The sequence below is a fragment of the Pseudomonas sp. SDT291_1_S447 genome (assembly GCF_054070155.1).
The window spans coordinates 20886-36779 of record NZ_JBSVXS010000002.1; the positions used below are offsets into that span (position 1 = coordinate 20886).

The window sequence follows — 15894 nt, forward strand, 5'->3', positions numbered from 1 at the left end:
TTCGCTACAATGCGCGTTTTGACTTTGGTCATTTAACATTAGTCAGAGGGCGCGTTTCGCAGTAATGCCTTCGACAAGGACTTTTCTGACCATCGAGTCATTTATTCGCAACGGAGTGCTAGGTGCATAGCCCCTCAACAACAGATTCCAAAGTGGATACTCACCAAGCAAATCAACTCGGGCAGACAAACTCCTTTAACCGCTTATCGTCCAGACGTGTCGCGGTACTCATGTGCACGTTCAACGGCCAGCGTTTTCTGTCCGAACAATTAGCTTCCATCGCCGCTCAGACCCACGAAAACTGGGAGGTTGTGGTCTCCGACGATGGCTCCACCGATCAGACCCTGGACATTATCGCTACATTTTCCGCAAGCCAGAACAGAGCAGACCGTGTCCGCGTTTTCAATGGCCCGAAACGCGGTTTCGCCACCAATTTTCTGACCCTCACCTGTAACGAGGCTATTCAGGCAGATTTTTATGCCTGGTCTGATCAGGACGATATCTGGCTGAACAGCAAACTCGAGACGGCATTGACCTGGTTGCAAACGGTTCCCGCAGGCGTTCCCGCACTTTATTGCGGTCGAACCCGTGGGATGAATGCTCAGGGAAAACCCATGGAGTGCTCCCCTCTGTTCTCTCGCCCGCCGACGTTTGCCAATGCGCTGGTACAGAGCCTGGCGGGAGGCAATACGATGGTGTTCAACCAGGCGGCGCGCGACTTGATGCTCGATGCAGGCGGCCATCTGGATATCGTCTCCCATGACTGGTGGGCCTATCTCCTGGTAACGGGTGCCGGTGGCCAGATTGCCTACGACGCACAACCGTTCGTTCTGTATCGTCAACATGACGGCAATCTGGTAGGCGCCAATTCCGGATTGAAAGCCCGACTGTCAAGGCTTGGCATGATGTTCAAAGGACGATTTTCCAACTGGAACGACCAGAACATTCGCTGCCTGACTTCGGCGCGCCGATTACTGACTGCCGAGAATCAGCAAAAGCTCGACTGCTTTCGACTGGCGCGAAAAAGCCACCTTCCAGGCCGTCTGCTTGGACTGCTGCGCGCCGGCGTTTACCGCCAGACACTGCCAGGCAACATCGGACTTTTCCTGGCTGCCATCGTGAAGGGCATTTGATCGATGACCGCCCATCAAACGTTTCGCAGCGGCGATTACAGTGTCTACGCACAGGCAGACTTCAGCCATGGCGCTGCGTCAACCGGACATTTCCAGTCGCCAGTTTCAGGCGATCCGACTAACGTCGCCCACACCCTCTTTCCACTTACCGAACGGCCGCCATTGGAGCTTTTGCCTTGAACATGCATGATTCATTTCCAACGTCGCCTTTGAGAATGCTGATCAGCGCAATCAAAAACCGTCAGCTGATCATGCAACTGACTAAGCGGGAGATTTCCTCTCGTTATCGCGGTTCCGTTGGAGGCGTAGCATGGTCGTTCATCAATCCATTGCTATTGCTAGCCATTTACACATTTGTTTTCTCGACCGTATTCAATGCACGTTGGGGTGGCGCTGCGGGCACAGGGTCAAAGGTCGACTTTGCATTGATTCTGTTTACCGGCCTGATCATTCATGCGTTTTGCGCCGAGTGCATCAACTCGGCACCGAAATTGATCACCAGTAACGTCAACTTCGTGAAGAAAGTCGTTTTCCCGATCGAAACCCTGGCCCCTACTTCAGTGCTGAACGCCTTGTTCCATCTGTGTGTCAGCCTGTCGGTATTGCTGGCCGCACAACTGGTGTTCAATCATTCAATACCTCTCACCGCGCTGCTATTCCCTTTCGTTCTGCTGCCTTTGATCCTGATGGTAATAGGCCTTTCCTGGATCCTGTCCGCACTCGGCGCCTACATTCGCGACATCGGCCAGGTCACGGGCATGGCAGCCACAGCGCTGCTGTTCCTTTCACCCGTTTTCTATCCAATCAGCGCCTTGCCTGAAGAGTATCGCGGCTGGCTGTATATCAACCCGCTGACCGCGATCATCGAAAACGGTCGTGCGACCATGCTTTTCGGTCAGGCTCCGGATCTGCACACATTGGGCACGAGCTATATCGTCGGCATCGTCATTTGCTGCCTCGGCTTTGCATTCTTTCAAAAAACACGCGCAGGCTTTGCTGATGTCCTCTAAAGATGTTGCCATTCACGTCAATGGCCTCTCTAAGCGTTTCAATATGTACGAGAAAGCACACGACCGCTTGCTCCAGATGATCCTGCCGTCGAAGAAACTTCACCATGAGTTCTGGGCACTCAAGGACATCAACTTTGAAGTGGCACGTGGCGAATCCGTTGGCATCATCGGCAAAAACGGCTCGGGCAAATCCACCCTCCTGCAGATTATCTGCGGCACGCTGACGCCGACCTCCGGCACGGTTAATGTCGATGGGCGCATTGCTGCGCTGCTTGAGCTTGGCTCAGGTTTCAATCCGGAATTCAGCGGGCGGGAAAACGTTTATCTCAACTGTGCGATTCACGGCTTGAGTCGCAGCAAGACCGATGAACTGATGGATGACATCCTGTCTTTTGCGGATATTGGCGAGTTCGTCGACCAACCCGTAAAGACTTATTCCAGCGGTATGTTTGTGAGGCTGGCTTTTTCTGTGCAGGCCAACCTGAAACCAGAAATCCTGATTGTCGACGAAGCCTTGGCGGTCGGCGATGCGCTGTTTCAGAAACGCTGCTACGAACGAATCGAAAAGCTCACCAGCAATGGCACCACCCTGCTGTTCGTCTCCCACGATGAAGAATCGGTGCGGACCCTGACGCAGCGGGCGATCTTCCTGTCGAATGGGAAAATTGAAAGCATCGGGTCTTCGGCAGACGTCATCCTCGATTACCGCAGGAACCTGCACGAACAGGAAAGTCTTTACCTGCAACAGTTGACGAAAAACCTTTCCGACAAGGCTGCGCAACATCAGAAGGACGATAACAAGGCTGCCAGGACCGAATCGAAAACTGCAGACCGGTTCTCCTTCGGTAATCAGGATGCCGAGGTTCTGGATGTGCGCGTGTTGAACGCCGAGGGCGAAGAGACCCAGGTTTTCTATGCCACGCAGACGGCTGTCATTCGCGTGTCCTTCCGCTGCAACGTCGATCTTGAGCACCTGAATGTGAGCCTGCGTCTTCGCAACAAGGAAGGCGTCAAGATTTACTCCTGGGGCACGCTGAACCAGGACATGGCCATTGCCGCCAATCTGGCGACGGGCGAGACCTTCTGGACCAAGACATTCACTGCCGGCACCGAGTCATCGGTTGATTTTCAGTTTGAATGCAGTCTGGGCGCCAACCTCTACGAAATTCAGGCTGCCATATCCCAGGAAGGCAAACCTTACTACGCCGAACAACGCATTCTTCACTGGCGAGACGAGGCGGCATTTTTTACGGTGGCTACCAAGCCCCGCGAATACCATTTTGGCGGTGTCCTCGACCTCCGCATGAAAGCAATCGAAATCAAGGGCTGAGCCAATGACTATTTCCACCACAAACATTTGCTCGGCATCACTGACGGCAGGGGAACGCCAACAACTGGTCTCGCAGGTACTTTCAGCCTGTGGTAATGGCAAAGTGCTGCATATCGGCCTGCCTGATACAGAGCTGCTGCGGGCCTTCCTGCTGGCGGGTGTGCAGGCGTACAACGTCTTCCCGGGTGCTGAAACCGAGTGCGGCAATGCACAGCTTCCAGGACGTTTCATCGCATGGGACGGTGCTGACCTGCCATTGGACGACGAGAGTTTTTCGACGGTATTGATCACTCATGCCGACGACGCAGCTCTCTCCCTCAAGCGCTTGGCTGTCGAAGCGCCAAGAGTCTCGAAGCGCAACATCTTCCTGTTTCTGGACACCAGTTCCGAACCCGACACGAAAGAAGCCCGCAAGGCATGGGAAATGCTGTTCTTCGAAAACGGCGTACGCAAACACCCTGCCTACTATCGCGTCAACGACTACCAGTCGCTGCAATATGAACAAGGCAAAATTGCCATTCCGCTTGAGAAGCTTCCCAAGGAAGCCGCCACCGCTTATCCATTGGAAGCGCTGAAAGACGAGCGCGACCTGCACATGGACATGACGCGCGAGCCTGGCAGTCGCTCCGATGGCCATATCATTCGCTACCTTCTGGCCAGTCGCTATGTGCGCAACGGCGACCGCATCCTCGACGCAGCCTGCGGACTGGGTTACGGCGCCTATACTTTGTTCAACTGCTCGGACGCCAGCTCGATCCTCGGCGTTGATGGCAGCAACTACGCAGTCAAATACGCTGAAAAAAACTTCTCTGCGGTCAATTCGCAACTCACCTTCAAAGAAGGCTGGCTGCCGGAAGCGCTGAACGATATTCCGGATAACTCGATCGACCTCATTACCTCGTTTGAAACCTTGGAACACGTACCGGATCCGGTTGGATTGCTGGCAGAGTTCTACCGGGTCCTGAGTCCGTCCGGGCGAATCGTACTTTCCGTTCCAAATGACTGGTCAGACGAAACCGGAGAAGATCCGAACGAATTCCACTTTCACGTCTACACGTGGGAGCGCATCGTTAAAGAACTGGAAAAAGACTTCATCGTCGAAGCGGCTTACGCCCAGACAGCGGATCAATACAAACCGAAAATCAACAACGCTTACGAGTGGGCAGTCGGTATTCGCGAGCTGTATGAAGTAGACCCCAAGACATTGATCGAAAAAGATCCGTCTTGTGAATGGTGCCTTCTGGTCGGCATGAAATCGCCGACACTGGGCGCAACCGTGCCTTACCGCGAAACCACCTACGATCTCTATCCGGAAAATCCGGGATGGAAGGTCACGCGTTTTGACGACTATGCCAATCCCTGGCTGGTGAAAGGCCTGGTCACGATCGGTCATCGCATCGAAGACAGTCAGAAGCTGCTCGAACTGTCCCGCGAAGTAGCCGCTCAATCCTCGGCAACCTCACCGGACCTGGGGGCGGCACTGTGCATTCAGGCTTACCAACTGCTGCAGGCACCCACACTGACGGTGAATCAGCTGGAAGTGTTTGCAAAAGATGCTGACGCTTACATGGATCAGGCGGATCATTCACCGCAGCAGTTGCGCTGGAAAGTATCGATATCGTTCGTTATGGCCCAACTCTGGCAAGCCGCAGGCGACACTGATCGCGCCATTGATCTGTATAAGACTTGTGTGGCCTATGACTGCACCCAATACAGCCCGACTCTGATTACCAAGCAAATCAGGTCGTACCTGAATCTGGGTTTGATCGAATCCGGCAAAGGCAACAATCAACAAGCTGCGTTGTATTGGCGTACAGGCGTAACCAGCGCAGAAAAGGCCCTCGCCATCGATTGGTGCGCCTCAATGGGCTCGCTCGAAAAACCGACCGATTTTGGTATGTCCGAACTGGGCGCCATTGTCGAACTCGCTTCTTCGTGCGCTTATGCCTTGCGATACGTTTCCAACACTGAGGATCGCACCCCGCAATGGTGGCATCAGCATCTTCGTGACCGCGACTCTCAACTGTCGAGAGTGCCAGGTATCGTGGCGGAAACCGCGCGACTGAATCGGGTGGTCATCGACAAAGAGGCGACCATTCAGTCTGTGATCACGCAGACCGAGGTCGCCGTACAGGCCGCCATCACCAAGACTGAGGCGGCGTTTCACTCTGCGATCACACAGACGGAAGAAGCGTTCGTGTCCGCCATCTCGCAAACCGAGGCAGCGTTCCAATATCTCATCAACAAAACAGAGGCGGTTGCTGAGTCCGCCATCAATCAGAGTCAGAATCTGAACTCCACGCTGGATGAGGTTAATGACGCCCTGCAAGAAGCACTGGCTGCTTCTGAAGCAAGGCAGCAGGAGATCAGCGCCCTGAAACAGCACCTGGAACAAAAGAACGCCATCGTGCAACTGCTTAACGCTGAAGTCGCACATCGCGAGCAACGGCTACAAACCATCGGCCGGAGCCGACTGTTTCGTTTGAGTCAGGCATTTGCAGCGCAACCCAACGATCTGAAGAAATACCTGCGCATCGCCTACACGCTCGCCTCCCTCGTGACCCCCGCCCCCGCACGTCGTTTGCTGAGTCCGACCGTCTCGGCCTTGAAGAAAAGCCTGAGAGGCCAGCCACCGGCTATTGTGTCGAACACTGACGCGCCCGCCGACATCAATGAAGACACTTACATCGTCAAGCAACCAGCCAGGCTGAACGCGGTCCGGCCGCGGGTGCTGCATGTCATCGCCAACTTCATGACCGGCGGCTCCTCACGCCTGGTGGTGGACATCTACGAATACCTGGGCGACCGGTTCGAGCAAAGTATTCTGACCAGCCATGCGCCGACCCCCGCCGCGTATTCGGGCATCACCATCAAGGAAATCAAACTGTCTGCAGACGAGATGCCTTTTGTCGAGTACCTGCAAGCACTACAACCAGAAGTCATTCACATGCACTACTGGGGCGATTGTGATGAACCCTGGTATGACCAGACCATGCGTGCCGCGCAACAATTGGGCATTCCTGTCATCCAGAACATCAACACACCGGTTGCGCCTTACTTATCGCCCGCCATCAAGCGTTACGTGTACGTAAGTGATTACGTTCGCAACGTTTTTGGACAAGCAGAAGCACCGAATGCAACGGTTTATCCCGGCTCCGACTTCTCGATGTTCAAAGCCGATGCGCCCAATCAGACTGCTATCGACACGATCGGCATGGTTTACCGACTGGAAACGGACAAGCTTAATGCTGACTCCATTACTCCGTTCATCAAAGCTGTACAGAAACGCCCGCAAACCCGCGTATTGATTGTCGGTGGCGGAAGTCTGATGGAGACCTTCAAGGAAGCGGTGAACTCGGCAGGCGTATCAGACAACTTTGAGTTCACCGGTTATGTCGCCTACTCGCAACTGCCGGACTTGTACCGCCGCATGAAGCTGTTTGTTGCGCCGGTCTGGAAAGAAAGCTTCGGCCAGGTCAGTCCTTTTGCGATGCGCATGCATGTTCCGGTTGTCGGGTATGACATCGGTGCAATTGGCGAGATTGTCGATGACAGCAGCCTGCTCGCCCCTTACGGAGATGCGGACAAGCTCTCTGACATCATCGTAGATCTGCTGAATGACAGTGCTCGTCGCACCTACATTGCCGACCGTCACAGCGAAAGAGCCGAGGCTCACTTCTCGATCCAGGCGATGATTGAGAACTACGACCAGATCTATGCCGAAACCCTGGCGGAAACCAAACAATGAAGATCGTTTTTTTTGTGCACTGCTTCTTTCCGGATCATTTCTACGGAACAGAAACCTATACGCTGGAACTGGCCAAGAATTACCGCAAGTGGGGCCACGATGTAGTCATTGTCAGCGCCTTGTTTCAGGGCGAACCCGCGGCGGCGGAATTGATCACTCGATATGAGCATGAAGGCTTTGAAGTTGTCCTGGTCGACAAAAACAAAATCCCTCACGTCAATATCAAGGAAACGTACTACCAGGCGGAGATGCGTCCGGTTTTGACCGATATTCTCGCCGACTTGAAACCGGACATCGTTCACGTCACCCATTTGATCAACCACACCAGTGCCTTGCTCGAAGCGACCAAGGCCTTGGGCATTCCGACCTACGCAACTTTCACGGACTTCTTCGGTTTCTGCCTGACCAATAAACTGGAAGCAGCCGACGGTGCACTGTGCGCAGGCCCGTCCAGAACTCGCAGCAACTGCGTGGCCTGCTACTTGAAAGAGACTGCGCGCACGTCGAAAGAGGGCTGGATCAAATACGCGAACAATGGCACGTCAGCCAAGCTCATCGCCAGCGCCGTAACTGCTCTGCGCAAAATGCCGGGCGTGAAAAACAGTGTGTTCGATCAAACGATCGACTACATCGCGGAGCGCCCGGACATTCTTGGGGCTCTTTACAACGGCTCCTACGCCGGTGCCGTCGCGCCAACCACCTTTTTAAGGGAAGCCTATGTCAACAACGACATCAAGGTCCCCATGAAAACCTTGTGGTTCGGCATCGACGTCGACCGCACGCCGAAGCCGGAACGAGACGCCGAACACATTCCAGTGATCGGTTTCATCGGCCAGATAGCACCGCACAAAGGTACAGATCTGCTGATTGATGCCTTCAATCGCCTGCCAAAAGGCAGTGCACGATTGTTGATCTATGGTCCGACCGACCAGGATCCGGCGTACATGGAAGAATTGAAAGCCAAAAGCGCTGGCACGCAAATCGAATTCCGTGGCGTTTTCGAGAGCAAGGATATGGTCAATATCCTGCGCGACATGGACACCCTGGTGATCCCGTCACGCTGGTATGAAAACAGCCCACTGGTGCTGTTGAACGCTCTGGCCACCCACACCCCTGCCCTGGTATCGGATGTGCGCGGCATGACCGAGTTTGTAGAGGCCGGGGTAAACGGAGAGATATTTGATCGCGGCAGCGCCGAAGATCTTTATCGCAAGCTGTCGGCCTGGGTTGCCAACCCGCAAGCCCTTTACGATCTCGCGAAAACCACGAACTACGAGAGGACGCCGGAAATCATGGCCCGAGAGACATTTGCCATGTACTCAAAGGCAACTGAATCAGCCTGAGGATTGTCTACGAACGGCGTGGCCAGGGACGGCCACTACCGGATTTATCCCCAATACTGTTTTAGAGTCCACCCTCTCCCCGACTGACAGTTGCTGAACGACTCGAGCGCTCAACGCCCGTCGAATGGAAGCCTGTAAATCGGTCTGCACAATCGGAACCATCAAAATGCATGAAACAATTCATCACCATGCAATCTGATAAGCCATTGGCCATCGGCAAGCGCATCCTCTTATGCGTTCACCAGTTTTTTCCGTTTTTTTCTGCGGGAACAGAAGTCCTGACTCTATCGACCGCTCAAGCGCTAAGAGCACAGGGCCATCAAGTCGAAATCGTCACAGCAAAACTAGACGATATCGAGTCGCTAGAGCGTTCAACATACGTATACAAAGACTTTACTGTGCATCAATTCAACATTCCCTATGCACCGGGAAAGTTCTCCCGCACCCGAATGATCGACGAGTACCACAATGCTTCCATCTACCAGCCATTCAGAGTCCTTCTCGAACAACTCAAGCCGGATCTGGTGCATTTTTTTCATCTGAAGAACCTGACGATCGCAGCACTGAACGCTTGTTTTGACGAGAAAATACCGACGGTCTATACACCGACCGATTACTGGATAAGCTGTCGATCCTGCCAACTAGTAAAGCCATGGGGAAAGGCTGAATGCACAGGCCCGAACTTGCTGGCCGGAAACTGCTTAAAACATGTTGCCATCAACAACAAAAAGGGAAAAACTCGTACGCTGCTGGCATTGACACCTCAATTAATGTTTTCATCTATTGCTCTGACCGCCTCAACCCTTATCAACACTCCACTGAAACGACTTGTTTCCCCCTTGGTTGATTTGAGCAATAGAAAAAAAGTTATTACAGAAGCGCTATTAAAAGTCGACAGAATATTGCCGCCGACATTATTTATAGAAAAATTATTGCTCCAGACGGGACTTCCACAAAGCAGAATCCAGCGCCTGAGGTACGGTATTCAACCACCACTGATTCACCCTAAAGAACCGGACCTTGCTACACCGACTAAAACAACTGCAACCTTTGGCTTCATCGGTACGCTGACGGAACATAAGGGCTGCCACATCTTCATGCAGGCGATCAAATCGCTGCCGCACGTCAATGCCCGTTTTTTAGTTTACGGTGACAAACAACAATATCCGGAATACTTCAACACGCTCGAATCCATTATCCAGGAAGATAAGCGCGTCCGATTCATGGGCACTTTCCCCCATGAAAATATTGGCAACATCTTGAGTTCTCTGGACGCGCTGGTCATACCCTCGACATGGAGAGAGAACGCACCGCTTGTGCTATTGAACGCATTGGCTTGCGGCACACCGGTCATTGCCAGTGATGTAACGGGCATAACGGAGTACTTGGGCAAGGACGATAACGTAGCTGTATTTGAGCCCGGTAACGCCCGACAACTGGCACAACGAATAGAGTCTCGTCTTGCAATGGTAAATGACCCGGCCCACAATCAGAGCCAGGGAAGGATGGCAGGTGAATCGCTAGATGCCTATGTGAATGTACTTTCAGGCGTTTATGCCGAACTCATCAAATCCTCATGAATAATTGGAATAAATCATGAAATACGTAATTTTTGGCGGTGGTGGGTTTATCGGTTCTGCGATCGCGGACAAACTGCTGGAAGAAGGGCACAGTCTACGAATTTTCGAACGCCCTCGCGTGCCGCCCTACAGAGCGTTCGAACCCCACGAAAGCGTTGAATGGATCTCGGGAGATCTGCAGAGCAAACACGACCTTGAAGAAGCGATCACTGGCGTCGACGGCGTGCTCCATCTCGTTTCCACTACCCTGCCAAAATCTTCCAACGATGATCCCATTTATGACATTCAGACCAATGTCATCGCCACATTAAACATGCTTGACGTTATGGTTGAACAGAACGTTCAGCAAATTGTTTTTATTTCATCAGGCGGAACCGTATACGGCAAACCTGTACAGTGCCCCTTGACTGAAGAGCACCCGACAGACCCTGAAGTCTCATACGGAATAAGCAAGCTGACCATTGAGAAATATCTCTATCTGTACAGCAAGCTTCATAATATAAAGCCGGTCATTCTGCGTGTCGCCAACCCGTACGGTGAAAGACAAAGAATCGAAACTGCTCAAGGCGCAATAGCCGCTTTCGTCAGCCGCGCAACCGCCGGCCAATCAATCGATATCTGGGGCGACGGTTCGGTGACTCGCGACTATATATACATAAAAGATATCGCGAATGCATTTTCAAAAGCACTAAAGTATTCAGGGCCAAAAACCGTTTTCAACATTGGTTCTGGCGAAGGTACTGCACTCAGTACTCTAATAGAACTTATCGAAAAAATCACCGACACGCCTGTCGCGAGAAACTTTCTTCCAGCGAGACCATTTGACGTCCCCGTTAATGTGCTGGAATGCTCTCTTGCTGAACGGGAACTGGGCTGGAAAGCAGAGTTTAGCCTTCAGGAAGGCCTGAAGCGCACGATTGCCTGGTATATCGAAAGCAAGCGCTCAACAAAGTAACCGGGTAAATCCGCCTTCCATATCATGGGGGAGCGACAAGCTCATCAGGCTTGTCCTTTCCCAGTCCAAACCGATACGGGCCACTGGCGAAGTCAATGTCAGGGGCACGCTCAGCACAACTATTCAGAACGTGGGCAACGCGTGATGAGCTCATCCACTTGCTCGGCCGCTCCCACCGCGACCGCCAACACCAGTGATTTCTGAATCAGCACCCTCGCCCTGCGATCTTTAAAATGCCATGACATAGCGATACCATACGCCCCCCCTTTTTTTATCCTGGTAGGAATTGTGAACGTTAAGCACAAATTGGACGCGCTGACGTCCCTGCGATTTTTCGCTGCTGCGATGATCGTGCTTACCCATGCGCACCCGATATTCGGGTCATTCGGGATTGCCGAGGCTGCTCCTCTGGGTCAGGGCGTTTCATTTTTCTTCGTGCTTAGCGGATTCATTCTGGCGTACAACTACAAAGACTTTTCAAAGGACGGGTCGATCAAGAGGTTTCTGGTTGCCCGGTTTGCCCGGGTCTGGCCGCTCCATTTAGTGACATGCATCATTTGGATAGGCCTGATTTTCCACTTTGACCGGTACACCTACTTTGGTGGCGAGACAGGCATGCTGCGCCTGATTTCAAACCTGACACTGGTCCAATCATGGATTCCACTGAAACTATGGGCCCTGTCATTCAATGGCGTGGCATGGAGCATTTCCAACGAAATGTTCTTCTACCTTCTGTTTCCGCTACTCATCGGGTTGTGGAGCAAACACTGGGCCAAGCTGTTTTTTGCTGCAACCCTGGTTGTCGTGGCATTTATCTGGGCCGGTAACGCCTTGGAGTTGAAGTCTACCGACAATTACAACGGCGTCAGTTTGCTCGGAACCCTCTATTTCAACCCGCTGGTCAGGGTATTTGAATTCATGTTTGGTATTTTCCTGGCCAAGGTTTTCATGACGCCAGCGATTCATGAGTTCAAAGCCAGTCAATTGGGCTGGCTGTATTTAGAGTTGATGGCACTTGGCTTGGTCGTCGCAGGCATGTTGCTGGCTGGCAACCCTGCACGTATCGCCGATACATTTGGAACCGCCGCCGGTTACTACTTCCAGCGGGAGGGTATCTGGCTCATTTGGGGAACGTTGATCCTCGTCTTTGCACTGAGCAAAGGGCCGATCGGGGCACTGCTCTCGACCAGACCGCTGGTGTTTCTGGGGGAAATCAGCTTCTCCCTTTACCTCGTTCACGCGATTCTGATCACATTCATTGAGCCATACACCGCAGCGATCAAGCCGTACGGGCTGACTGGGTACGCAATATTCTGGATAGTAGCGCTCACATCATCGGCACTCCTCTATAAAGGCATTGAAGACCCTTGCAGGCATCTGATCATGAATGCCTGGGATCGCCGTCACGCCTCCGTGAAGGACAACCTCAGATCCAGTTATGGTCCAGTTGCGATCAGTTGCGTACTGGCGCTGATTGCCACTGTCGCAGCCTTCCACTTGAACAGGTTCTGAACATGAAAAAGTATTGGTTGCTCCCCGCCATAGCAATAATTGCCATCACCACCAGCATGGTTTACTCCATGGCAAGCATTGAAAAGTCAAAATCGGTCGATGGCAAAGTGATCTTCATCGACGGCACGACGATTTCCAATCTTAGCTATCAACCCACTGACACAGAGGACAAGCATAAGGTTGTATTTTTCAAGCTCGTCCCCGGAACGCAGGCTGGTCTGATTTTCGCCATTCACCTGAATGACTCGAATCAAAAAATACTCATCAACGCGGGTGATTTCCCCCTGGCAAAATATTGCCAGGGCGACAAAGTTCTCGAATGCAGATTCCCTATCCCTGATAAAGCACTTGAACAATCCGAGACGCTGGGCATTGCCGCCTATGCGATTCCCGGCCAATTGATTCAGATTCAGGAAGGCAGGGCGGACTGGGATGACCATCGCGCCATTTTCCCAACTCGCTAAAACAACGCGATGGCGTCCTGCCCATCCGACGCCTCGATCTTGCAAGCACCCATTCCTGGACGGGTGCGCGCTTGATTAGATCACCGCAGGAGCTCCTGGTCACGCAATCAAGTCGTCCTGAATGGATTCGCGAGGAAGCTTCCCGCAATGGAAAACAGCAGAAAACGCACAAGCATTTACAGATGAGACCGAGGCCCGACGAAGGGCAGAAAAAAATCTGGAGTACCCTTCAACCCATGAAAAAAAGCTCTGCTCGTGCTATGTTCGCGCGCTTAATGAATACCCGCTGGCCTTACTGATTGATTGTCGCCCAGCGGCGCTGTTCTCCTCGACTCACTACCCTGGGACAAGCCTTAATGCTGGCCAGCACTCAGGGAAGAACCCTCGTGACCGGCTCAGCTCCACCCCTTGTCGTTGAGCTCGACGCACTCTGTTGCGCTCCGATCTGTTGCTCGAAACCGGTATGGCCTTCTTGCGCAGTCACCCACTGCAATTGCTCAAGCCATTCAAATGGTTGGGCAACGGCAAAGCCACGCTGAAATCAAAGCTGGCCAATGCGACTCATATCGATGTCAACGTTCTTCCATACAATCGGGAAGTTATCGCGCTGATCGAAACCGCCCGCAGTGCAGGTCGTTCGGTAGTGTTGGCGACTGCAAGCCATCACTCATTGGCCGAGCGCATTGCCGAGCATCTTGATTTGTTCGACAGCGTGCTGGCGTCCGACGAAAAGACCAATCTGTCGTCCCACCGCAAGCGAGATCTGCTGGTCGAGCATTATGGCGTGCAAGGCTTCGACTATATCGGCAACTCCCATGACGATATCTCCGTCTGGGCCGCGGCACGAATGGCCTTACAGCGCCTGCAGCATCCCTGAAATCATCATGAATTATGATTTCGTGGGCGAGTTCGATACCGATTTCTGGACGAAACTTCTCGGCCGCGGCGCTAAACTCTATCGCAAGAACACCTCGAACCTGCTGCCTATCGGGCAGTATGTCAGTGACCCGGTGCTTGGAGAAAAATACGGCATCGTCCGCCAAAACACCGAGCGCCAGACATTGTTTGTGCATCCAGGGGACACACCGACCGCCTTTAATCTGGAAGTGTCTAGCCTCATCACCAGCCCCGGCAAAACACTGCCAGTAGTGGTCGCCATCTCCAAAGGCGTTCCCGACAGCGCAGTGGCCAGTGGTGGAGCGACCGCCGGCGTAACGATCTATCTGGATGGAAAAATTTTCAAGGAAAGAAGCGTTATCAAAATGGGGACTTCGCTGTCTGTCGACCTTCCTTACTCACAGGGCCGACCTTACAGGTTCTCCGTAGATAACAACGGAATGTCCAACAACAACTGGGTTGATCTGTCGGCTAGCTATTAAAGAGACATCCAGAAATTCTCCGTTTTTTGAAACAGGATCAATTTCGGGTGTGAGTGGAAAAACACGCCATCGAGAGGTTATCAGTTGACCTGATAACCTCCGCTGCCAAAACAACGCTTTAAGGCACCGACAACACGCTGCAGTGACCTCACTTCCCAAGAATCCTCGATAGGTGGAAATGCATCTATCGAGGATTTTTCATTCTGGGCAACCACAGCGTTTCGGTAGCAACCCACTCATCCTGGAAACGCATCAGGTCTTTCCTCGGCCGGGCACGCAGGCACGAGCCCATCATTGAACTGATGAGGTCGCATGCATTTTTATCGATAAATGAAGAGAAGGAGATAGCGCTTTGAGAGTACCAGGCCACTGATACATCCCAAGGCTTGAAAGACGTCGCTTCGCACCTGACAGACAGGCTCTCACTCACGCGAGAGACGCCTCGTTGAACCTTACTTTTTCGCAGCGGTGATAGTGCTATCAGCACATTGTAGAGGCTGCCACATTGCTGCATTGATCCAGCAAACACAGAAGAATAAAAACTTGTCACGCGCCCGGCGCCGACACTTCAAGGCACTCATTGAAAGCGATAGAAGTTGCAGCCTGCCCAACGCCCGCCATTGCAAAACAAAGGGGTGCACATCCAAACCAACCAGCGATGCGATGAGTTTGACTTGAGAGAACCACCATCCGTTGTTAATGCTTTTGTACCGCGAAACAAGCGACTTTATTCCGGTATTAGCGCCGACCTGATTCCTCTCATGCTGGCGATAACGCAACGTTGAGCGAGAGTCGATAAACCATTTATATCCCGCACTGCGCGCAAAGGCATAGACATACCAATCGTGCAGCGACACAGATTGAAGCCTCTCCCAAGTCTGAAGCATTAATGCCTTCAACGGGTCGGCGACCTTGCGGCTCATCAGATAAGTACAGCCGGGACCAGCGGCCTCAAATAGATAATCCCACTCCACCTGAGACTGCGCCTTGTCCAACAGAAGCGTTTTGCCACTTGGCCAGAATGCGGTGACATTACTGGAATACGCATCAACGCCATGACTCTGCAGCATCCGGACAGAATGCTCGAGCTTGTCTGTATCCCAGATATCATCCTGGTCAGAAAACGCAACATAGTCATAACCGTCGAACGCGACGTCACGAATCAGGCGGAAAAAGTTGCGAGCAGCGCCTCCGAACACCTCGGAGACAGGCAGAAGAACTATGTCGGAGTACTTCGCAGCGCTCGCGGCGCACCACTGCTCGGTACCATCAGTGGATGGATCGACACTGATGTAAATCGTCAAATCCACCGCCGTCTGGCGGCGAATTGACTCAATCTGTTCTTCTAGCCAGTGCACACCATTGTAGGCCGCCAGCAAAACAGCGATTCGGGGTTTTACCGGCGTATGATTTTGGCGAGCACTCACGAAACATCCTTTG

General features: G+C 52.8%; 11 protein-coding genes and 1 pseudogene. 11 read left to right on the forward strand and 1 reads right to left on the reverse strand.

What is annotated here, in order from left to right; genetic code table 11:
* Positions 1 to 152: 152 nt before the first annotated feature.
* The 11 genes and pseudogenes from ACW9IR_RS01150 (at position 153) to ACW9IR_RS01200 (ending at position 14454) form a co-directional block, all read left to right on the forward strand.
* Positions 153 to 1133: a glycosyltransferase family 2 protein gene (locus ACW9IR_RS01150; RefSeq protein ID WP_457461267.1), complete on the forward strand. Its 981-nt coding sequence runs from the start codon at positions 153 to 155 to the stop codon at positions 1131 to 1133.
* A gap of 176 nt (positions 1134 to 1309) precedes the next feature.
* On the forward strand, positions 1310 to 2143 hold the full coding sequence (locus ACW9IR_RS01155) for an ABC transporter permease (RefSeq protein ID WP_412071112.1): 834 nt from the start codon (positions 1310 to 1312) through the stop codon (positions 2141 to 2143).
* Complete coding sequence (locus ACW9IR_RS01160) at positions 2133 to 3473, forward strand: ABC transporter ATP-binding protein (protein WP_102899966.1); 1341 nt, start codon at positions 2133 to 2135, stop codon at positions 3471 to 3473. Before ACW9IR_RS01155 ends, ACW9IR_RS01160 begins: the two co-directional genes overlap by 11 nt.
* A 4-nt stretch (positions 3474 to 3477) precedes the next feature.
* Positions 3478 to 7221 carry a glycosyltransferase gene (locus tag ACW9IR_RS01165; protein ID WP_457461270.1) on the forward strand — a complete coding sequence of 1248 codons (3744 nt, stop codon included), beginning with the start codon at positions 3478 to 3480 and terminating at the stop codon, positions 7219 to 7221.
* Positions 7218 to 8564 carry a glycosyltransferase family 4 protein gene (locus ACW9IR_RS01170; RefSeq protein WP_457461272.1) on the forward strand — a complete coding sequence of 449 codons (1347 nt, stop codon included), beginning with the start codon at positions 7218 to 7220 and terminating at the stop codon, positions 8562 to 8564. The genes ACW9IR_RS01165 and ACW9IR_RS01170 overlap by 4 nt, the downstream gene beginning before the upstream one ends.
* Before the next feature lie 170 nt (positions 8565 to 8734).
* Positions 8735 to 10144 (forward strand): glycosyltransferase, encoded by a 1410-nt coding sequence (locus tag ACW9IR_RS01175; protein WP_110720390.1) that lies wholly within the window; start codon positions 8735 to 8737, stop codon positions 10142 to 10144.
* Between the two features lie 16 nt (positions 10145 to 10160).
* Positions 10161 to 11099, forward strand: coding sequence for an NAD-dependent epimerase/dehydratase family protein (locus ACW9IR_RS01180; RefSeq protein WP_110720389.1), 939 nt, complete (start codon positions 10161 to 10163; stop codon positions 11097 to 11099).
* 288 nt (positions 11100 to 11387) lie between these two features.
* Complete coding sequence (locus tag ACW9IR_RS01185) at positions 11388 to 12611, forward strand: acyltransferase family protein (protein WP_110720388.1); 1224 nt, start codon at positions 11388 to 11390, stop codon at positions 12609 to 12611.
* Positions 12612 to 12613: 2 nt separating this feature from the next.
* Positions 12614 to 13075 carry a hypothetical protein gene (locus tag ACW9IR_RS01190; RefSeq protein ID WP_110720387.1) on the forward strand — a complete coding sequence of 154 codons (462 nt, stop codon included), beginning with the start codon at positions 12614 to 12616 and terminating at the stop codon, positions 13073 to 13075.
* A gap of 356 nt (positions 13076 to 13431) precedes the next feature.
* A pseudogene (locus tag ACW9IR_RS01195) lies at positions 13432 to 13931 on the forward strand (haloacid dehalogenase-like hydrolase); the annotation flags it as partial.
* A 28-nt stretch (positions 13932 to 13959) separates the two neighbouring features.
* The gene (locus ACW9IR_RS01200; RefSeq protein WP_457461275.1) at positions 13960 to 14454 is read left to right on the forward strand and encodes a hypothetical protein; all 495 of its coding nucleotides are present in this window, start codon (positions 13960 to 13962) and stop codon (positions 14452 to 14454) included.
* A 452-nt stretch (positions 14455 to 14906) separates the two neighbouring features.
* Here ACW9IR_RS01200 and ACW9IR_RS01205 read toward each other — a convergent pair whose 3' ends face one another.
* Positions 14907 to 15881 (reverse strand): glycosyltransferase, encoded by a 975-nt coding sequence (locus ACW9IR_RS01205; protein WP_457461277.1) that lies wholly within the window; start codon positions 15879 to 15881, stop codon positions 14907 to 14909.
* Positions 15882 to 15894: the final 13 nt, after the last annotated feature.